This is a genomic window from Nocardia sp. CA-119907 (genome assembly GCF_050955995.1).
Classification (GTDB): Bacteria; Actinomycetota; Actinomycetes; order Mycobacteriales; family Mycobacteriaceae; genus Nocardia.
In genome coordinates this window covers 2076830-2093320 of the sequence record NZ_CP192091.1, presented here as the reverse complement: position 1 = coordinate 2093320, position 16491 = coordinate 2076830, and the positions used below count along the sequence as shown (strand labels likewise).

19 protein-coding genes and 1 other RNA gene are annotated in these 16491 nt (G+C 64.1%); 5 read left to right on the top strand and 15 right to left on the bottom strand.

The features are described from left to right. Positions 1-148 precede the first annotated feature (148 nt). Complete coding sequence (locus tag ACQP2D_RS09305; RefSeq protein WP_433683303.1) at positions 149-1048, bottom strand: phosphotransferase; 900 nt, start codon at positions 1046-1048, stop codon at positions 149-151. Between the two features lie 179 nt (positions 1049-1227). On the opposite strand from ACQP2D_RS09305, the gene ACQP2D_RS09300 reads away from it, so the two are divergent. From ACQP2D_RS09300 to ACQP2D_RS09285, 4 genes are all read left to right on the top strand, one after another. Further along, a complete protein-coding gene (locus ACQP2D_RS09300; protein WP_433683302.1) occupies positions 1228-1659 on the top strand; it encodes an acyl carrier protein in 432 nt (143 codons plus the stop codon). Between the two features lie 160 nt (positions 1660-1819). After that, positions 1820-2674, top strand: coding sequence for an AfsR/SARP family transcriptional regulator (locus tag ACQP2D_RS09295; RefSeq protein ID WP_433683301.1), 855 nt, complete (start codon positions 1820-1822; stop codon positions 2672-2674). 60 nt (positions 2675-2734) lie between these two features. Continuing rightward, entirely contained in the window at positions 2735-3376 is a 642-nt protein-coding gene (locus ACQP2D_RS09290) for an NB-ARC domain-containing protein (protein WP_433683300.1), read from the top strand. Positions 3377-3429: 53 nt separating this feature from the next. Beyond that, complete coding sequence (locus ACQP2D_RS09285) at positions 3430-3564, top strand: hypothetical protein (RefSeq protein WP_433683299.1); 135 nt, start codon at positions 3430-3432, stop codon at positions 3562-3564. 292 nt (positions 3565-3856) lie between these two features. On the opposite strand, the gene ACQP2D_RS09280 is transcribed toward ACQP2D_RS09285, so the two are convergent. From ACQP2D_RS09280 to ACQP2D_RS09270, 3 genes are all read right to left on the bottom strand, one after another. Further along, positions 3857-5170, bottom strand: coding sequence for a serine hydrolase domain-containing protein (locus ACQP2D_RS09280; RefSeq protein WP_433683298.1), 1314 nt, complete (start codon positions 5168-5170; stop codon positions 3857-3859). A gap of 216 nt (positions 5171-5386) precedes the next feature. Beyond that, on the bottom strand, positions 5387-5794 hold the full coding sequence (locus ACQP2D_RS09275; RefSeq protein WP_433683297.1) for a hypothetical protein: 408 nt from the start codon (positions 5792-5794) through the stop codon (positions 5387-5389). Next, entirely contained in the window at positions 5794-6066 is a 273-nt protein-coding gene (locus ACQP2D_RS09270; protein WP_433683296.1) for a polymorphic toxin type 24 domain-containing protein, read from the bottom strand. Before ACQP2D_RS09270 ends, ACQP2D_RS09275 begins: the two co-directional genes overlap by 1 nt. A gap of 3 nt (positions 6067-6069) precedes the next feature. Between ACQP2D_RS09270 and ACQP2D_RS09265 the strand changes: the two genes are divergently transcribed. Further along, positions 6070-7371 carry an IS256 family transposase gene (locus ACQP2D_RS09265; protein WP_433678047.1) on the top strand — a complete coding sequence of 434 codons (1302 nt, stop codon included), beginning with the start codon at positions 6070-6072 and terminating at the stop codon, positions 7369-7371. A gap of 5 nt (positions 7372-7376) precedes the next feature. Here the strand turns inward: ACQP2D_RS09265 and ACQP2D_RS09260 are convergent, their stop codons facing one another. The 11 genes from ACQP2D_RS09260 to ftsE form a co-directional block, all read right to left on the bottom strand. Further along, entirely contained in the window at positions 7377-8531 is a 1155-nt protein-coding gene (locus ACQP2D_RS09260) for a hypothetical protein (protein WP_433683295.1), read from the bottom strand. Beyond that, positions 8528-8839 (bottom strand): WXG100 family type VII secretion target, encoded by a 312-nt coding sequence (locus ACQP2D_RS09255; protein WP_433683294.1) that lies wholly within the window; start codon positions 8837-8839, stop codon positions 8528-8530. The genes ACQP2D_RS09260 and ACQP2D_RS09255 overlap by 4 nt, the downstream gene beginning before the upstream one ends. Before the next feature lie 23 nt (positions 8840-8862). Further along, positions 8863-9186, bottom strand: coding sequence for a WXG100 family type VII secretion target (locus ACQP2D_RS09250; RefSeq protein ID WP_433683293.1), 324 nt, complete (start codon positions 9184-9186; stop codon positions 8863-8865). A 265-nt stretch (positions 9187-9451) separates the two neighbouring features. Beyond that, positions 9452-9822, bottom strand: a transfer-messenger RNA (tmRNA) gene (gene ssrA, locus ACQP2D_RS09245). A gap of 197 nt (positions 9823-10019) precedes the next feature. Further along, on the bottom strand, positions 10020-10883 hold the full coding sequence (locus tag ACQP2D_RS09240; RefSeq protein ID WP_433683292.1) for an EamA family transporter: 864 nt from the start codon (positions 10881-10883) through the stop codon (positions 10020-10022). Next, the gene (smpB, locus tag ACQP2D_RS09235; RefSeq protein ID WP_433683291.1) at positions 10880-11353 is read right to left on the bottom strand and encodes an SsrA-binding protein SmpB; all 474 of its coding nucleotides are present in this window, start codon (positions 11351-11353) and stop codon (positions 10880-10882) included. Before smpB ends, ACQP2D_RS09240 begins: the two co-directional genes overlap by 4 nt. Before the next feature lie 52 nt (positions 11354-11405). After that, positions 11406-11654: a hypothetical protein gene (locus ACQP2D_RS09230; protein ID WP_433683290.1), complete on the bottom strand. Its 249-nt coding sequence runs from the start codon at positions 11652-11654 to the stop codon at positions 11406-11408. A gap of 53 nt (positions 11655-11707) precedes the next feature. Further along, positions 11708-12784: a metallophosphoesterase gene (locus ACQP2D_RS09225; protein WP_433683289.1), complete on the bottom strand. Its 1077-nt coding sequence runs from the start codon at positions 12782-12784 to the stop codon at positions 11708-11710. Next, on the bottom strand, positions 12781-14664 hold the full coding sequence (gene recQ, locus ACQP2D_RS09220) for a DNA helicase RecQ (RefSeq protein ID WP_433683288.1): 1884 nt from the start codon (positions 14662-14664) through the stop codon (positions 12781-12783). The genes ACQP2D_RS09225 and recQ overlap by 4 nt, the downstream gene beginning before the upstream one ends. Before the next feature lie 100 nt (positions 14665-14764). Next, a complete protein-coding gene (gene ftsX / locus ACQP2D_RS09215; RefSeq protein WP_433683287.1) occupies positions 14765-15670 on the bottom strand; it encodes a permease-like cell division protein FtsX in 906 nt (301 codons plus the stop codon). Next, positions 15670-16350, bottom strand: coding sequence for a cell division ATP-binding protein FtsE (gene ftsE, locus ACQP2D_RS09210; protein ID WP_433685593.1), 681 nt, complete (start codon positions 16348-16350; stop codon positions 15670-15672). Before ftsE ends, ftsX begins: the two co-directional genes overlap by 1 nt. Between the last annotated feature and the right edge of the window lie 141 nt (positions 16351-16491).

The window sequence follows — 16491 nt, the reverse complement described above, 5'->3', positions numbered from 1 at the left end:
TCCACTGTGGAATGCCTTTGGACAGTAGCCATTCGAACCGGCGTTGTCCCGAAATCCACCGATCACCGGATGATTTTGCGATTGCCAGGATTTCACCGAGCCGGAGCACGGTGGGCAGTGCGGTGACTTCGGCCGTAGTGTCGCCGCCTTATGACAGCGCCGTCCAGCCGCTCCACGGCCGTGGACCGATATCGCCACGGATACAGGCCAACCGCAGTTCCGCCTGCTCCTGATAGGCGGAATTCGCGGCGGCCGCCTGCGCCGCCATCGTGGCCATCCGGAACTCCCGAATATCGCGCAATAGGTAGTAGCCGTCCCAGCGCATCACATCGCTGCCGTAGCCACAGCAGTACTGCGCGTACTGCGCGCCGGTGATCCAGCCGAATGACGCACACTCGATTGCCGCGTGCACCAGATCCCATTCCGGCGGACCGATCGACAGCTGGCCCGGATCGAGCAGGATCACGGTGCCGTCCTCGGCGACAACGACATTGCCGCTCCACGCGGCGCCATGGATAACGCCCCAGGGGCGCCCGGTCGGCAGCGCCGCCCACCGCCCGCGCAGTTCCGCCAAATGCCTACGCAACCACGACCTATCGTCGGCGCTCATGGTGTGTGCCGCGGCAATGCGTTCATCGAGTCCGACGAAGGGCGCGACCTGCCCGAGCTCCAGATCGGTCGGCGGCGAAAGTCCGTGCAACCGTGTCAGTGCCGCGGCCACCTCCGCCGGTGTGCCTGCCCGATGGTGTGGCAGCGCATGCCAGAAAGTCACCGCGCGGCCGTCCACCACCACCGGCTGCCGAATATCGGCAACGGCCTGCACCACCGGGATTCCGGCCGATGCCAACCACCGGGCGACATCGACCACGCGTCTGGCCGCGCCCTCCTGCCCCGGCGTGCCGATCCGTACCATCACGCCGTTGGGCAACCGGTAGTCGACCTCTTCGGTGACTCGACCCAGTTGCGCACCCGCGGCATTGACTCCGGCACGCACACAGGCGGCGCGCAGAATCGGTCCCGTCCCCTTGCCCAGCCGCATCGCGGTCATTGCTCAATGGTAGCGGTTGATCCCACGAATTATGTTGATTCACAAGCAATCCGATGCGCGAGCTACCGCACCGACCGAAATGTTGCTCGCGAGTTGCCGATGGGCCGCACTGGCTCGGCTACCAGGCTGCTTGGATCTGCTCGAGGTACACGCCCAGGTGCAGGAGCCAGAGTCGACCCATGCGAGCCGAAGATCTTACGGCGGTGGCCATCACGTCCGTCGCGGACGCCATCCGCCTGGACAAGACCCGGATCAAACCGGAGTCGACGCTGATCGGCGAGCTCGGCGCTGAATCGATCGACCTGCTGGATATGTGGTTCCGCATCCACCGCGACTCCGGAGTCGAGATCCCCGGCGCCGATGTAGCCGCGCTGTTGCGGGGAGATCTTCCCGACGATGAGTTCAGTGGCGAGATGGTCAGCGAGGTCGGGTTGGCCCAGCTCATTGAGCGGGTACTGCCGCAGTTCGACCGTGACTCGCTCACCCGCCCGCTGCGCAGTGATCAGGTGCTCGAGTTGGTCACCGTCGGCACTCTGATCGATCTGGCGCATCGGCTCGCGGCACGGGACAACGACCCGGCCGCGTCGAGGGAGGTGGGTGCCGAACTCTGAACACAGCTAACGGACCGCGGCGGGGTCGGCCCGTTGCCATTCGGCCCACTGCGGACCGAGGTGATGCGTGTTACGCGGCACAGTCAAAATGAACAGCAGCGTTCACGGATCTGATTTCTCGGTCTCGGTGGAGGAAATGATCGAATTCAGACTATTGGGGGTGGAGCTCGTGGTAGACGGCATGACCATCGATCTGGGGCCGTCCGAACAGCGGGGCATTATCGCGGCGATGCTCGCGGAGCCGGAACGCCCGATCTCTACCGAAGCCCTCGTGGACCGGGTGTGGGACGATCCACCGGATACCGTCCGGCATTCGGTGTACACCTATATGACGCGGCTGCGCCGGATATTGCGCACGGCGACCGCGCATTCCGAGGAAACGGCGGCGATCGGCCGGACCGTCGGCGGCTACCGACTCGACGTCGATCCCCATCGGATAGATCTTTTCGGATTCCGCCGACTGCTGAACCGATCGCGCGCAATGGACGCCGACCATCCCGATCGCGCCGGCCTGCTGACACTGGCACTCGGCATGTGGCGCGGCGAACCGCTGGCCGGTCTGGACAGTGATTGGGCACTGCGCTTTCGGGAAAGCCTGCGTCAGCTCCGCCATGAGGCGCTCGTCGAATGGGCGGACGCCAGTCTGCGCCTCGGCCAGCTGAAAGTGGTGGCCACCGAACTACGCAAGGCGCTGCTGGAAAGTCCGCTCGCCGAGGATCTACATCAGCGCCTACTGACCTCCTACTACCTGGATAACCGTGGCGCAGAAGCGCTTTCGCACTACGACCGCATGCGCCGTCGCTTCGCTGCCGAACTCGGCGTCGACCCCGGCCAACGGCTGCGCGAACTACACGAATTGCTACTGGGCAAGCAGGAGCCCAATACCATTGCGGTGATCCCGGTTTCGCCCCGCCGCGCCGAGCCGCCGTCTCCCGCGAACGCTTTTCGTGGCCGCACCGTCGAAATCGCCCGCATGCAACGGCTACTCGCGGAGCCGAGCACACCGACGTCTTGATCACCGGCGGCCCCGGAATCGGCAAGTCCGCCTTGGCAGATCACCTGGCAATCCTATTGCGTGACCGCTTCCCAGACGGTGTGCTGCGCGCGGATCTGGGCGGTGCCACCACCCCCGGCGGACGTACTCGAACAGCTGCTGGGTCAACTCGAAATCACCGACATCCCAATCGATCTCGCCGCCCGCAGCGCTCGCTACCGTGCTGCCCTATCCGAACGGCGCATGCTGGTCGTCCTCGACGACGCCGCCACCGACTCGCAACTCACCCCCTTACTCCCGGTTGGCCCGCAGAGCGCGATTTTCATCACCAGCCGAATCTCGTTGGGCCCAGCCAATATTCACCGCATGGTGCTGAACGAACTGACCATGGCCGAAAGCATCGAGGTCCTGGAAGCCATCCTCGGCCCCGACCGGGTCCGCGCCGAGGAATGGGCCGTCAGCGCCCTGACCCGCTGCTGCTCCGGCATCCCCCTGGCCCTGCGCGCCGTCGCCGCCCGACTAACTGCCCGCCCCCACTGGACCATCGTCGAACAACTCGGCCGAATGTCCGACGAAGAACAGCGCCTCAACGAATTCACCTACGGCCCCTATGACATCCGCCGCACCCTTGCGACAACGGTGAACCGCCTGACCCCCGCCGCCACCGCCGTCTACCACCACCTCGGCACCGTCCTGCCCCCCGCGAACTCGTCACCGCGGTAGCCCTCCCCACCGGTACCGACATATCCGCCCTCGACGAACTACTCGCCGCCCATTTGATCTCCGTGGTCCCCTCCCCCGACACGACCCACCCCCGCCACTACAGAATGCTCGAAATCCACCGCCTCTACGCCAAACAATTGGCCACGCGGGCCGTTGTCGCCGATCCGCCCGAAGCCATCCTGGCCTGATCCAGAAGTTGTGTCGGGGCAGTCCGTACCGGCCACGGAGCGACCTCACTCGCAGGTCGTCGCCCATACTTCGGCAGCCGACACGTGTGCCATTCACGTCGCGATATCGGCCGAGGCCGTATCGGCGGGGCGCAAATTCAGCTGAGCGCAATGGTGGAGCCGGAGCGCAATCGGCTGCCCCGCGAACGGATAGCCCAGAAGCCGCGCGGATCGGGAAGGCCGTCCGCGGCACAATGGCCGAACTCGATCTCCCGGCGCCCGCGACGATTACCTCGGCGCTGTCCATCCGGCATCATCGACCGGGGGTTGCGGTTTCCGCGGAACCGCTCGGCGGCGCAGTCGTACTCGTATTCGCCGCGGCCGGATCTCGCCCTGGTACGGCATCGGCACCATAGAAGACCGGCAGCATAGCTTTCAGCAGTATCAGCGCCGACCCCTCACCCGACGGCACCGTCGCGAGGTTGGTGCAGATCACGATCGTGAGATCCGACGTCGGGTCGTGGCCCATGAACGTCATGAATCCCGGAATCTGACCGTCGTGACCGATGAGATGCGGACCGAATCGTGCGATACCGAGACCGTATCCGGCATTCTCCGGGTTGGCGGGATCGATCGGCTGAATACTTTCCAGCCGAGTCTTCTGCATCGTCGCGTCCAGCAGCCCGCCGCCGACCAACGCCTTCACATAGGTGGCCAGATCTTCGGCCGTCGAAATCGCACCGCCAGCGGTCCACGCCCAGGACGGGCTCGCGTTCGTCTCATTGTTGGGTTTCAGGGTGCCCGCGACCGCCGCCGCTTGTTCCGCGGCCGGAAGTGCGAACGTTTCGATGGTGGACACATTGGTACCGAAGGAATAGCCCTGCGGGTGCGGATCCGGAATCGAGGAGTCCGCGGCCGCGGGCAGCGACGTGTGCTTCAGCCCGAGCGGTTCGAAGATGTGCTGCCGAAAACTCTCGGCAGCAGTCATTTTCGTGACCTTCTCGATGACCAGCCCGAGCAGGATCGTATTGGTATTGCTGTACTCGAACTTCTCCCCGGGCTGGAAGTTGACCGGATGCGCGAAGGCGATCGCCAGCAACTCCTCCGGCGTCCACACCTTCTGCGGATCGCTGTCGAGCGTGCCATTGAACTGCGGATCGAACGTGTAACTGTATAGACCACTTCGCATTTCGGAGAGCTGCGCAATGGTGATCCGATCACCGTTCGGCACCCCCGGCCAGTATTTGTCGATGGGATCATCGAGCGCGAGCTTGCCCTCCTGCACCAACCGCAGAATCACCGTCGACGTCATGGTCTTGGTATTGCTGCCCACCCGGAAGTAGTCACCGACCGACATCGGCTCACTGGCATCGACACTCCGACTACCAAATGCCTCTGCCCAATCCCCTTGCTTCCCCGACCTGACAACCACTACCGCCCCCGGAACAACGTTGTCCTTCATCGCCGTGGTTATCGCCGATCGCAGACCCGCGACATACGCGGGCTCAGCATGCGCCCCTCCCGACACAGTCGAATGCGTACTCCCGGAACTCCCACCGGAATCCGTAGAAGTCCCGCAGCCCACCACCAACAGACCCGCAACCGCAACACACGCAACGACACCCATCCGATGTCCCATAACTCTCCGCCCAAGGTTTGCTGGAACGTGGCTATGTAACGCGCAGCCACCATAACCCCACACCACGCCGCCTCGGGCAGAAATGCCCCACCCAAACGCCCCCATCAGCCGGGTCGGCGTCACATCGTTGGAATCAACCAGATCGGCACTCCAGGCGAGGCGAGCGCCGCCGTTGTCATCGGCCCGTCGGCCGCAATCGACCGATCAATGGCCACGAAGCGCTTTGAGATTTCGAAGCGCCACCGCAGCGTTGTCCGACATCTCCCGCCCTGAGGACTCTACGATCTCGACGACCGGCACCTCACCACCGGCGTCGAGCTCATTCAGCCGGTACGCAATATAGTCGGCATCGGGATCATCGCAGCGACGGCCGAGTACTTCGAGGACCGCGACGATGCCAGCTGCACCGCCCTTCCTCGCCAGCACCTCCGCCGCATCGACCTCCATCGTGACGACTTCGTCATCGAGCAGCTCCGTCAACCTGTCCCTCGCTCTGACATCGTCCACGAAGTCACCCAACTCAGGGATCGCATTCACGCGCGTCAAACCATCGCTGCTGCGCGAGCGCGCAAGAATATCTTCCAATCGGCTGTTACCCGCTGCTGGGTCCATCAGGGAATCTCCTCCGCTGTCGCTGGTCTCACACTGTCACTATTCGTTCGGGCAAATATTTCACCAGTCTTCGGATTTACATTCTTCTGCACGTCTACAACATGCGGAGTGGGAACATACTCACCCGTCGACTTATCCAAGTGTGGCTTGCCGGTCAAATCCACTCGTTTGGTCGCAACCCCATCTGCGTCATAATACGAATAGTTGGTAATGTTTCCGTCCGCATCGGGACTGTAAATACAACGGTGTAACTCCCAATTAAGGAGTGGCACTTGATGTCTGATGTGGTGGCGGCCGATGTGGTCGATACTGCTGCGGTGGCGAAGCGTAAGGACGCGAAGGCCTCGGCGGTGGATGCCGAGTTGGTCGGTCAGTTGGTGGCGTCGGCTCGGGCCAACGGTCTGCAGTTGACTGGTGAGGGTGGGCTGCTGGCGCAGCTGACGAAGATGGTGGTCGAGTCGGCCCTCGACGGTGAGATCACCGATCATCTGGGCTATGACCACGGCGACCCGGCTGGACGTGGAACACCGAACTCTCGCAATGGAACTCGCTCGAAAACGGTGGTCACCGACGTTGGTCCAGTCGAGATCGACGTCCCTCGTGACCGGGATGCCAGCTTCGAGCCGCAGATCGTGCGTAAACGCCAGCGCCGGTTGAACGGTGTGGAGAACATGGTGCTGTCGTTGTCGGCAAAAGGGCTCACGCATGGGGAGATCTCGGCGCACCTGCGGGAGGTCTATGGCGCCGAGGTCTCCAAGCAGACGATCTCGGTAATCACCGACAAGGTGCTCGACGGGATGGCCGAATGGCAGAACCGTCCCCTGGATGCGGTGTATCCGGTGATCTTCCTCGATGCGATCCATGTGAAGATCCGCGACGGCAAGGTCGCCAACCGACCCATCTACGTTGCGTTGGCGGTCACGGTCGATGGCACCCGTGACATCCTCGGGTTGTGGGCCGGAGACGGTGGTGAGGGCGCGAAGTTTTGGCTGCAGATCCTCACCGAGCTGCGTAATCGTGGTGCCGGAGATGTGTGCATGCTCGTCTGCGACGGCCTCAAAGGCTTGCCCGAGGCCATCGAGCAGGTCTGGCCGGCCGCAGTCGTGCAGACCTGCGTGGTGCATCTGCTGCGGGCCTCGTTCCGCTACGCGGCCCGCCAGCACTGGGACGCCATCGCCAAAGCGTTGAAACCGATCTACACCGCCCCCACCGAATCCGCGGCGTTGGAACGGTTCTACGAGTTCAGCGAGACCTGGGGCACGAAATACCCGGCCATCGTGAAACTGTGGGAGAACTCCTGGTCGGAGTTCGTGCCGTTCCTGGCCTTCGACACCGAGATCCGCCGAGTCGTGTGCTCGACCAACGCCATCGAAAGCGTCAACGCCCGCATCCGCCGCGCCGTGCGCGCTCGCGGCCACTTCCCCAACGAGCAAGCCGCCCTGAAATGCGTCTACCTGGCGATCATGGCCCTCGACCCCACCGGCGCCGGACAGAAACGCTGGGTCACCCGATGGAAAGCAGCGTTGAACGCCTTCGACATCACCTTCGACGGACGCCTGTCCGCTGGACGAAAGTAACCAAATCAAACCGAGTTACACCGTTCACTGGACAGACCCTCCGCATCTCTTTTGACCAGGTAACCGTTCTTTGGCCCATTCAACGTCGGAAGGTTACCATCCTTCCAGGTCTGCGCATTAGTCAGCTCGTCCTTCAGCGACTTCTTCGGAACTTTAGTCTTCAGTTTTTCGGCGAGTTTGGTCGTGAGGTCTTTTATGCGCTGGATGGATTCTTTGGTTTTGGTGGTGGCCCGCTCGATCTTGACCGCAACCCGGAGTTTCGCCGCTTGTACGGCCCTCTTGATCAGGTCGGCGAACTTTTCGATGATCTTGGCTACTTTGACCGCGGTTTTGGCGGCCACCGCCGCGGCGCCGACGCCGAAGCTGACGCAGGAAGTGACTGCCGCGAAGACGAGGTCAACGGCGACTTCTGTGGCGAGCTCTGTGGCGAGGTCTTTGACCAGTTGCACGAGCGCGTCGCGCATGTCGTCGTGGGCTTGTTTCTGGTCCCGGCAGGCTTGGGCGAGTTCGCCGTAGGCGCCCGCGAGATCGCTTGCGGCGGTTTTCAGTTCGCGGAGGTCTTCATCGATGAAGTTCGCGTCCGGGGAGGTGACTTGTTCGAACAGGGCAGCCGCGCGTTCGAGTTCACCCGGAGTGGCGGTAACGGTGCCGTTGGTGGCGAGGTTGTTCCAGACATCGCCGGAGTGTGACAGCTTGGCCGTGTCGCCATCAGGAATAGGAATGCCGACCTTCACGGCCAGGTCGAGGCCGTCGTCGACGAGTCCGCGGCCGGGTCCGCCCGCAGAAGGGGGCACCAGCAGCGAGACGAGTTCTTGCGGGGAGAGGGTGAACGAGGGGGTCAGGTTGGGAGCGGTGGGCTCGGGTTGCCCGCTGTTCGGGTCGTGGTCGGCAAGTGCATGGTTGTAGCCGGCCTGTTTGAGTACCTGGGCGTAGCCGTCGAGCGCCAGCACCATGTCGATGGACATCGTGTAGATGTCTTTGCATTGCTGGTCATAGGACTCGGCCCACTTCTTACCGTCGCCGACGCTGCCGGCCATGTTGGCGGTGTCGCCGAAAGACCTCATCGCGGCCTTGAACGCCTCGAAGTAGCCCGAGGAGGCTTTGGCGCAGATGTCGGCGGCGTCGTAATAGGTCTGGGCCGAGACGTCGAGGACCGTCACGACCGACTGCTCGAACTACGGCCGAGCATCTGCAGGTTCGTGGTGATCGCGGCCTGGTAGCGGTCCCGCGCGGCCGTGGCTGCGGTGCGCATGGTCTCGATGCCCTCGGCGACCTCTTGGGCGCCGGTCACCCACTTGGTGAATGCCTCGTTGGCGGCAGTTGCGGAGGGGCCGGTCCAGCTGGACTGCAATGCGGCTGTGCGTTGCTGGATGCCGGTGACGCTTTCGGTGAGGAACCCGACGAACCCCTTGAGCTGCGTGGCGATGTCGTCGAGCTCGGTCAGATCCACCCGGAACGAATCAGCCATGAATTTCTCCCTCCCCCAACGCCTTACGGCAAATCCAACGAACTCGTGCCGGCGGCGCGCTGTGTGTCGAGCGTGATGTGGGTCTCAGCGACCACGCCGAGAAGTTCAGCCAACGTCGCCAACGCCTCCAGGACGGTTTCCGCGCCCTTGCGCGTCTCCTCCCATCCGGAGCGATAGGAGGTAGCGGAGTTTCCGGTCCAGCTCTCCAGCAACTTGCTGACATCAGCGTCGATGGAGCGGAGCCCGTTCACCAGCTCCTCAGCTGTCAGTTGCACGTAACGACCAGCGTCGGTGACCTCGGCTGGAACGACATCGAACGTTCCATCCCAGGAATTCGATTGCGCCACATAACCTCCCCCAACCAAAGACACTGCGAATCTACATCAAGTCATACCGCTCGATGAATCCCAAGTCATTGAGAGCGCCTCCCTGGAGCCGCCGCGCCGGTCGTCAAAACGACCGCAGACCCACAACTGCAGAGATCCGCTCGTCATGGGCGAACTCAACCAACGGGGCAGCGAATGCGGGAAGACTCCCGGTACCCGTCAACAGCTGAACAACGAAAAATGCCCCCGCTCCCAGCATTACCGCTGGCCACGAGGGCACTTTCCCTAGTGGAGCTGCCGGGAATCGAACCCGGGTCCTCCGCCGCGTCTTCAGGGCTTCTCCGTGTGCAGTTCGCTAGGTCTCTGCTCGGATCTCCGGGTCTCGCGAACAAGCTCGGATGACGATCCCAGTCGCTGTTGGATGTCCCGTCCGGCTCCGCGACCGAGTCGGACGGTAATTCCCTCTAGCTGATGCCAGTACCCGGGTCGAGGGACGAACCCGGACTGACAGAGACGCCTGCTACTTAGGCAGCGAGGGCGTACTCGCGCTGATTGGAATCGGCGCTTAATTGGTTGCAGCGACGCTTACGGTGGTCTCTTGCCTGCACCGACACGCTTCCCCTGAATCAACGTACGCAGTCGAAACCGTTCAGCCCCGTACGTCCCGACACCTTGTCGGGCTAGTTATGTTAACACTCGGCCATGCCGGGTTCATTCCATTATCCCCATAGCTGGTTTCAGGCCTCTGACCTGCGCGGTAACAGAGTCGAGCGCACTATTCCGCGATGTCACTGCCGCCCATCCAGCCCCATCAGTCGCTCCTGCATCCCGCGCTCAGGACTCCGGCGAACCGATCAGGCCGCCGCGATCAACCCGACCGACCCGAGCGCCAGCATCATCCCGACCTGCTGCTGTCGGCCGACCCGCTCACCGAGCAGGACCATCGCCAACAGCACGGTCGCGGCCGGGTACAGCGAACCGATCACGCTGACCAGCGACAGCATCGAACCGTGGAAGGCGTAGAGCAGTGCGGCATTCGCGATGGTGTCCAGCACCGCGATGTAGGCCGCCAACCGCAGTGGTTCACCGCGCAGCGGCCGGAACTCCCCGGCCGATAACGCGATCAGCCAGACCATCGGACTCGCCGCGCCTCGTTGGGCCAGCAGGGGCCAGACGCCGGCGCTCGCGTGGGTTTCGTGCAGGAAGACGAAGGCGAGTCCGAAGGCCGCGCCCGAACCGATGGTGAGCAGCGCGACTTTCCTGGTGAAGCGCAGCTCACGCCCGCCGGTGATCTCCTCGGTGACGTCATCGGGCGACTCGCGGCTCACCAGGTACACCGCGCCGAGTGCGAATACGATGCCAGCGACGGCGAGCGGGCCGGGGCGCTCGCCGATCACCAGACCGACCAGCACTGGAATACCCGCGACCAACAGCGCTGTCAGCGGTGACACCACCGCCATCGGGCCGCTGGCCAGCGCGGCGTAGAACCACCACACCGCGAAGCCGCTCGCCACACCGGCAGCCAGTCCCCACAGCATCGACGCGGTGTCCGGTGTTCCACCGGTCAGTGGTAGCAGCACGAGGACGAACAGCGTCGACATCGGATAGGAGACGATCACGACGCGCAGGGCGGTCACCCGCCGCGACGCCACACCACCGAAGAAATCACTCACGCCGTAGCCGACCGCGGCCACCAGCGCCAGTAGAACAGCGGTCAACGCATGCCTTTGATGCGCCGTCCCAGCTCGCGGGTGACCTCGCGCTCAGCGGTGCGCCTGGCCATATCCTGCCGCTTGTCGTAGTCCTGCTTACCCTTGGCCAGCGCCAGCTCGACCTTGACCTTCCCGTCGGAGAAGTACATCGATAGCGGCACCAGCGTCTGGTTGCCCTCACGCGATTTGCCGACCAGCCGCTCGATTTCGCGCTTGTGCAGCAGCAGCTTGCGCACCCGTCGCGGTGAGTGGTTGGTCCAGGTGCCGTGGCTGAACTCGGGAATGTGCAGGCCTCGCAGCCACACCTCGCCGTTGTCGACGGTCGCGAAGGCGTCCACCAACGAGGCCTTACCCTCGCGCAGACTCTTGACCTCGGTACCGACCAGCGCGATCCCGGCCTCGTAGGTGTCCAGGATCGTGTAGTTGTGCCGCGCCCGGCGGTTGGTCGCGATGACCTTGCGCCCCTTCTCCTTCATAACGGTCAACTTTAAGTGACTCGGCAACCGGATTATTCCGCGCCCGCTTCCACTAGCCCCCTGGCCGGACCAGGAGGTACAGCACGAGCACCACGATGAAGGCCGCGACCAGCAATAGCGTGGTCACACGCGGCAGACCGCGTGGACGCGGTGGCGGCGGCGGGCGATGGCGCAGCCAGATCGAATCCACCGCGGGGTCGTGGGTGCCACGCCGATAGGGCGGCGTATCGCCGGGGTCGCTCGGCGGGGAGCCGCCGAGGTCGGGCCCGTCGTCGGCGGGGCGGTGATCACCGGATGCCATAGCGTGCACGGTAGCCGCCGCAGCGGTCCGATGCCGCGCAATTCCGTTGCGATTCAGGCAAGTCGGCGCGCGAACGCCTCGGTGGCGGCGGCGCTGGCGAGATCGACGGTGACCACGGTCAGGTCGACGCTGCGCGCGGTGAGGTCCATGATCATGAAGCCGAGCTCGTGATAGTTCTCGAAGAGCGCGGCATTGCCGGAGCCGCCGGGATTCAGCTTCGGTTCAGCGGCCACGGTTTTGGCAGCCGCGCCGGAGACCAACTGGCGGGTGCCCTTCGACGCGGGGGTCGGCTCGAGCACCTGGAGCGAGTGATCGTGCCCGGACAGGATGAAGTGGCAGTTGCCGACGATATGGTCGTCGAAGAACCGTTTCGCGTGGATGCCATTGATGGGTGCCGCGGACAGTCCCTCGTAGCGGCCAGCGTCACCGTGCGGACCATTGTTGAGATAGGGGTGGTGGGTGCAGGCGATCTTCCACTCGGCGGGTGATTCGGCGATGGCGCGATCGAGCCACGCGCGCTGCTCGTTCATGAACTGGCCGTCGACCTCCCAGTACGGAGCGAAGATCGGCGGCACGTACGAGGCGAGCGGATTCACGTCGAGGACGAAGAACTCGACCACCGGCTGCTGCTCGGGCACCCGAACCGAGTAGTACCGGCTCGGCATCCACCAGCGCGGCGAATTCGCGTGGTACTCGACCTCATTGTTGCCGCGCAGCAGCCAGCCACCGTCGCCGCCGAGGACCGAACTGTTGTCGTGATTGCCGAGCACCATCAGCCACGGGAAATCCAGTCCCGCATTGGGGTTTTCGAATTTCTCGGCGAACTGGACGTCGACCGCGCTGGTCGGGCCGCTCTCGTAGATATTGTCACCGAGCCCGAGGGCAAGTGAAAACGGTTGGCGGCGATGGTAATCCCGCATGGCGTCGGCGACGGCCCATTGGGTGCGGGTGCCGGTGCCCGCATCGCCGGTGATCAGCAGGCGCACGCTCCGGTCGGTCGGAAAGTCGAATTTGGTGACGCCCGGCGCGACCGGAACCGCGTCGGCGGGCGATAGACCGACCAGCGAGGCGCCCGCCGCGGCGGCGGCGCCCGCTAGAAATCCACGCCGCCCGATCGGATTGTCGTTCATGCCCCGGCCTCTCCGGCCAGGACGGCCAGCACACCTTCACCGTATTTCGCCAGCTTGTTCTCACCGACGCCGCCGACCGTTCCGAGTTCGGACAGGTTCGCGGGCTTGCGGGCGACGATCTCCCGCAGCGTCGCGTCATGGAAGACGACGTAGGCGGGCACACCCTGTTCCTTGGCCGTCGCGGCCCGCCACGCACGCAACTTCTCGAAGACCGGCACATCCGCAGGCGCCAGATCGGCGGCCGGTGACTTACCCTTCGCCGTCTTGACCGCCCTGGCCGGTTTCACCGCGCGCTCGGGCTCGCGGCGCAGCAACACTTCCCTACCGTCGAACAGCACCTCATTGCTCGCCTCGGTGAGAGTGAGCACGCCGTAGTCACCGTGCACGGCCAGCAGGCCCTGTGCGAGCAATTGCCTTACGACACCGCGCCATTCGACATCGCGCAGATCGGTGCCGATCCCGAAGACCTTCAGCTCATGGTGATCGTGTTGCAGCACCTTGGGATTCGATTTGCCGAGCAGGATGTCGACGATATGCCCCGCGCCGAAGCTCTGTCCGCGTTCACGTTTCAGGCGGAGCACCGTGGAGAGCACCTTCTGCGCGGGCACCGTACCGTCCCAGGACTGCGGCGGAGTCAGGCAGGTGTCGCAGTTACCGCAGGCCTGTCCCGGCTGTCCGAAGTACGCCAGCAGCTGAGTCCGCCTGCAGGACACCGTTTCACACAGTGCGAGCATCGCGTCCAGATGCAACTGGAGCAGTCTGCGATGCGCGGCATCGCCATCGGAGGAGTCGATCATCTTGCGCTGCTGCACCACATCGGCGAGCCCGTAGACCATCCAGGCGGTCGAGGGCAGTCCGTCACGACCCGCGCGCCCGGTCTCCTGGTAGTAGCCCTCCACCGATTTGGGCAGATCGAGATGGGCGACGAAGCGCACATCCGGCTTGTCGATGCCCATGCCGAAGGCGATGGTGGCGACCACGATGAGGCCGTCTTCGCGCAGGAATCGCGCCTGGTTGGCGGTGCGGGTGCGGGAATCCAGGCCCGCGTGATACGGCACCGCGTCGATGCCGTTATCGGTGAGGAAGGCCGCGGTCTTCTCGACCGAATTGCGCGACAGGCAGTAGACAATGCCCGCGTCCCCGGCATGTTCGGCCTTGATGAATTCCAGCAGCTGCTGATCCGGCCGGTTCTTGGGCTCGATCCGGTACTGGATATTCGGCCGGTCGAAGCTGGCGACGAAGCGCCGGGCGGAGCCGAGGTCGAGCCGCTCGACGATCTCGTCGCTGGTCTTGGCCGTCGCGGTCGCGGTGAGCGCGATGCGCGGCACGTCCGGCCAGCGCTCGTGCAGCATCGACAGAGCCAGATAGTCGGGGCGGAAGTCGTGACCCCACTGCGAGACGCAGTGCGCCTCGTCGATGGCGAACAACGCCACCTTGCCGCGATCCAGCAGGGCAGCGGTCGATTCCAGGCGCAGCCGCTCCGGCGCGAGGTAGAGCAGGTCCAACTCCCCCGCGACGAATTGCGCCTCCACCATCCGCCGCTCATCCGGGAACTGGGTGGAGTTCAGGAATCCGGCGCGCACGCCGAGCGCGCTGAGCGCGTCCACCTGATCTTGCATCAATGCGATCAGCGGCGACACCACCACACCGACACCGGGACGCACCAGCGCCGGCACCTGGTAGCACAGCGACTTACCGCCGCCGGTCGGCATCAGCACCAGTGCGTCCCCGCCGCCGATCACATGCTCGACGATCTCCCGCTGATCGCCACGGAAGCTGTCGTAGCCGAATACCCGGCGTAGAACCTCTTGTGCCGCACCGGATTCGGCGACCGGGTCGCCATCGGTCAGAACAGCCGCGAAAGCATCGGGGGATTCCACGCGGCCCATCCTACGAGCGCGGTGGGACAACCGAACCCCTAGCTCGGCGCGGATCGCAGGTGCCGCGCCGAGTTCTCCACCTGTGGATAACCGAAACTTCCTAGTCGCGGACGTAGTACCGCAGGGTGCCGTAGGCCGTTATCGCGGCGAATACGATGCCCAGTGGCGCGACGGTCAGCGAAACCAGGGCGATGTCTTCGCTGGTGATGTGCGGAAAGACATTGCTGTTGAACAGCGCGCCCAGCCCGCGATTCACTACCAGGGGCTGCGCGAGGAACAGGCCGAGGACCGCCAGAATCGACCCCGCCAGCGCCGCGACCACCGCCTCCAAGAGGAACGGCAACTGGGTATACCAGCGCGTCGCGCCGACCATCCGCATGATGCCGACCTCTTCTCGCCGGCTGAACGCCGCGATCTGGACCATATTCGCGATCAACAGCAGCGCGGCCAATGCCTGCAGCCCCGCCAAAGCGAATGCCGCGTTCCGCAATCCGTCGAACACCCCGACCAGCCGGTCCACGGTGTCCTTATCGTTGAGCACGCTCTGGATGCCGGGCTTATCACGGAAGGTCTGGTAGATCCGCGGATACTGGTCGGCATCGGTCATCTTCACGCGCAATGACGCGGGCAGTCGGGTGTCCTTGATCATGTCCAGCATTTCGGGCTGATCCTTGAAGGTCACCTCGGTGGCTTCCTTCATCGCCTCATCGCTGTTGACGAACTGGACCGAGACCACGCCGTCGGTCTTCTTCAGATCCCGCATCAGCAGCTGACACGGTTCCCGCGAACAGTCCGTATCGGTCGCCGAGACCAGGTCGGAGAGGTAGAGCCGGATCTCGACCCGGTCCATGAAGTAGTTCTGGGTCTTATCCGCGATCCGCAAGGCCAGCAGACCGCCGCCGAGCATCGTCAGCGATACCGCGGTGGTCAGGATCATCGCGATGGTCATGGTGACATTGCGACGCAGGCCGGTGATGACCTCGTTGAAAAGGAATCCAGCGCGCATTATCGACCCACCCCGTAGACGCCGATCGCGTCATCGCGAATCAGCCGGCCGCGGTCCAACTCCACCACCCGCTTGCGCATCGCGTCGACGATGTGATTGTCGTGGGTCGCCATCACCACGGTGGTGCCGATCCGGTTGATCCGCTCCAGCAGCAGCATGATGTCGCCGCTGGTGTCCGGATCGAGATTGCCGGTCGGCTCGTCGGCCAGCAGGACCAGCGGCCGGTTCACAAACGCCCTGGCGATCGCCACGCGCTGCTGCTCACCGCCGGACAGTTCATGCGGCAGCCGGTCGGCCTTGCCGCCGAGCCCGACCATATCGAGCACCTCGGGCACGGTCCGGTCGATGAACTGGCGCCGCTTGCCGATCACTTCCAGTGCGAACGCGACATTCTGCGCGACGGTCTTCTGCTGCAGCAGCCGGAAGTCCTGGAAGACGCACCCCATGCGCTGACGCAACTTCGGCACCTTCCGCCCGGGCAGCCGGTCGACCCGGAAATCGGCAACCCGAATCTCGCCCGCGGTCGGGGCCTCCTCCTTGAGCAGCAGTCGCATGAAGGTCGACTTGCCCGAACCGGACGGGCCGATGATGAAGACGAACTCGCCTTTACCCACATCGACGGTGATGTTGTCCAGCGCGGGTCGCGTCGAGGTCTGATAAGACTTGGTCACGTTCCGCATAGCGATCACGGCTAGCCAGTGTAACCAGCAACCGCCGCGCAGCCACCAGCTACATCATGGTCAATGCCCGGGGGTAGCTGTATTCAGCACTGCAGGAACGACGTTGAGTTTCTCGGGTGATTGCACGATCGGTTGATCGGG

What these genes read in the sequence shown, in the direction of transcription:
- ACQP2D_RS09300 (WP_433683302.1), top strand. Translation starts at nt 1,228, where the DNA reads ATGCGAGCCGAAGATCTTACGGCGGTGGCCATCACGTCCGTCGCGGAC.
- ftsE (WP_433685593.1), bottom strand. Translation starts at nt 16,350, where the DNA reads ATGCGGAACGTGACCAAGTCTTATCAGACCTCGACGCGACCCGCGCTG.
- ACQP2D_RS09225 (WP_433683289.1), bottom strand. Translation starts at nt 12,784, where the DNA reads ATGAACGACAATCCGATCGGGCGGCGTGGATTTCTAGCGGGCGCCGCC.
- ACQP2D_RS09280 (WP_433683298.1), bottom strand. Translation starts at nt 5,170, where the DNA reads ATGGGTGTCGTTGCGTGTGTTGCGGTTGCGGGTCTGTTGGTGGTGGGC.
- smpB (WP_433683291.1), bottom strand. Translation starts at nt 11,353, where the DNA reads ATGAAGGAGAAGGGGCGCAAGGTCATCGCGACCAACCGCCGGGCGCGG.
- ACQP2D_RS09305 (WP_433683303.1), bottom strand. Translation starts at nt 1,048, where the DNA reads ATGACCGCGATGCGGCTGGGCAAGGGGACGGGACCGATTCTGCGCGCC.
- ACQP2D_RS09275 (WP_433683297.1), bottom strand. Translation starts at nt 5,794, where the DNA reads ATGGACCCAGCAGCGGGTAACAGCCGATTGGAAGATATTCTTGCGCGC.
- ACQP2D_RS09255 (WP_433683294.1), bottom strand. Translation starts at nt 8,839, where the DNA reads ATGGCTGATTCGTTCCGGGTGGATCTGACCGAGCTCGACGACATCGCC.
- ACQP2D_RS09230 (WP_433683290.1), bottom strand. Translation starts at nt 11,654, where the DNA reads ATGGCATCCGGTGATCACCGCCCCGCCGACGACGGGCCCGACCTCGGC.
- ACQP2D_RS09265 (WP_433678047.1), top strand. Translation starts at nt 6,070, where the DNA reads ATGTCTGATGTGGTGGCGGCCGATGTGGTCGATACTGCTGCGGTGGCG.
- ftsX (WP_433683287.1), bottom strand. Translation starts at nt 15,670, where the DNA reads ATGCGCGCTGGATTCCTTTTCAACGAGGTCATCACCGGCCTGCGTCGC.